1 protein-coding gene and 2 pseudogenes (1 of these 3 running past the window's edge) are annotated in these 2369 nt (G+C 69.5%); 2 read left to right on the forward strand and 1 reads right to left on the reverse strand.

Annotated features, from left to right (window positions below; all coding sequences use genetic code 11):
- Positions 1 to 798, reverse strand: a pseudogene (locus tag ACFE99_RS23040) (acyl-CoA dehydrogenase family protein) (it extends 375 nt beyond the left edge of the window).
- 58 nt (positions 799 to 856) lie between these two features.
- Between ACFE99_RS23040 and ACFE99_RS23045 the strand changes: the two are divergent.
- Positions 857 to 1843, forward strand: a complete 987-nt coding sequence (locus tag ACFE99_RS23045) for a MaoC family dehydratase (RefSeq protein ID WP_375488903.1) — start codon at positions 857 to 859, stop codon at positions 1841 to 1843.
- Positions 1844 to 1856: 13 nt separating this feature from the next.
- A pseudogene (locus ACFE99_RS23050) lies at positions 1857 to 2369 on the forward strand (CoA transferase); the annotation flags it as partial.

A 2369-nucleotide genomic window follows, 5' to 3' on the forward strand; every position in this document is an offset into this window, starting at 1 on the left:
CGCGTCGTCCAACGCTGCGGTGGCCACCCCCAGGGCACGAGCAGCCACTTGGATACGGCCGGTTTCAAGGCCTTTCATCATCTGCGCGAAACCCTGACCCGGTACCCCGCCCAGGATCGCCGCCATCGGAACCCGACAGTCGTCGAAGGACAGCTCGCAGGCCTCCACGCCCTTGTAGCCCAGCTTGGGCAGATCCCGAGACACCGAGAGCCCCTCGCAAGGGTTCCCCACCAGAAGCACCGAAATCCCCTGATGCCGCGGGGTAGCGTCCGGGTCGGTCTTCCACAGCAGCGCGATCAGCCCGGAGTGCCTGGCATTGGAAATCCAGGTCTTCGACCCGTTGACCACCAAGTCCTGGGAATTGGGGCCGTCGGGCAGGGCCGTGGTCGAGATGTTCTGCAGATCCGAGCCGCCGCCGGGCTCGGTCAGCGCCATGGTGGCCCGCAGCTCACCGGTGGCCATCGGCGGCAGATAGCGGCGCTTCTGATCGTCGGTGCCGAACAGCGACAGCAGCTTGGCGACGACGGTGTGCCCGCCCATCGCGCCGGCAAGGCTCATCCAACCTCGCGCCAGCTCCTGGGTGACCAGCACATAGCACGGCATCGACACCGGTGACCCGCCATACTCGTCGGCAATAGCCAAGCCGTAGACACCGATCCGCTTCATTTGGTCGATCCACGCCTCGGGGTAAGCGTTGGCGTGCTCGACCTCCCGCACCGTGGGCTTGACGTCGCGATCGATGAAGCTCCGCACCGTAGCGACCAACATGGCTTCTTCGTCGTTGAGTCCGGTGCCCATCGATCACCTTCCGCGTGTGCCAGGATCTGTACCGCCATACTGACGCACGGGAGGCGTGATGAGCGGCGGGCCCTATTTCGACGACCTCGCGGTGGGCCAGGTGTTCGACTGGGCGCCGTCGGCGACGCTGACTGCTGGGATGGCCGCGGTTCACCAGGCGATCGTGGGTGATCGGTTGCGGCTGCCGCTGGACGCCGACCTGTCGGTCGCGGTCACCGGCGCGCCGGCCGCGCTGGCGCATCCGGGACTGGTCTGCGATGTTGCGATCGGCCAGACCACGCTGGCCACCCAGCGGGTCAAAGCCAACCTGTTCTACCGCGGGCTGGTTTTTCACCGCTTCCCGGTCATCGGTGACACCTTGTACACCCGCACCGCGGTGGTGGGGCTGCGCGCCAACTCGGTCAAGCCCGGCCGCGCGCCGACCGGGGTTTCGGCGCTGCGGATGGCCACCATCGACCAGGCCGACCGGTTGGTGCTCGACTTCTACCGCTGCGCCATGCTGCCCGCCAGCCCGGCCTGGCGCCCCGACGATCCGCAGCCCAGCGACGACCTGTCCATCATTGGCGCCGACGCGGTGGCACCTGCGCAGGACCCGACCGCCGACTGGGACGCCGACGCGTTTCGCCAGCAGGTGCCGGGTCCGCATTTCGACGCCGCTCTGGCCGGCACGGTGCTGCACAGCAGCGCCGACGTGGTCAGCAGCGCACCCGAGTTGGCGCGGCTCACGCTGAATATCGCTGCCACCCACCACGATTCACGTGTCAGCGGGCGTCGGCTGGTGTATGGCGGGCACACCATCGGGCTGGCGCTCGCGCAGGCCACCCGGCTGCTGCCCAACCTGGTGACGGTGCTGGGCTGGCAGTCGTGCGACCACACCGGTCCCGTGTACGAGGGCGACACGCTCTACAGCGAGCTGCATGTCGAATCCGCTGAGCAAGTCGGCCACGGCGGGATGCTCGGGCTGCGGTCGCTGGTGTACGCGGTTGGTGATGCCGAACCCGATCGGCAGGTGCTGGATTGGCGGTTCACCGCGCTGCACTTCTAGACCGCTGCGCACAATGGGAGGCGTGGATTCGGCCGCGGCTGACTGGGCCGCTAGCGGGCTGGCCTACTTGACCGGGCCGGCCGACGGGCCGCCGGACTTCTCGCGCGCCGGCGTGCTGGCGCAAGCGCGGCGGGTGACCGCCGATATCGGCCGGCTCCTCGGTATCGATGGCGACGCCGCAACGATCTTGGCCGGCCGGGCCGCGCTGCTCGGGCTGACCCGGCAGGGCAGCGTCTGTCCCGGTGGCGCGACGCGGCTGCTGGACACCGCCGACGGTTGGTGCGCGATCGCGCTGCCGCGCCCCGACGACGTGGCCGCGCTGCCTGCACTGCTGCAAGCCGATACCGTTCCGGCCGACCCGTGGCCGATGCTAGCCGCTTGGACAGCAACGCATTCCAGCGAAGCGGTTGTCGCCGGCACGCAGCTGCTCGATATCGCGGCCGCGGCACTGGGCGAGGCGGCGGCGACGCCGCCCGTCGTGCGGCGCACTGGCACGTCGACCGGGCCGCGGCGGGCCGATGGGTTG

The sequence above is a fragment of the uncultured Mycobacterium sp. genome (assembly GCF_964249325.1).
GTDB lineage: Bacteria > Actinomycetota > Actinomycetes > Mycobacteriales > Mycobacteriaceae > Mycobacterium.

What these genes read in the sequence shown, in the direction of transcription:
- ACFE99_RS23045 (WP_375488903.1), top strand. Translation starts at nt 857, where the DNA reads ATGAGCGGCGGGCCCTATTTCGACGACCTCGCGGTGGGCCAGGTGTTC.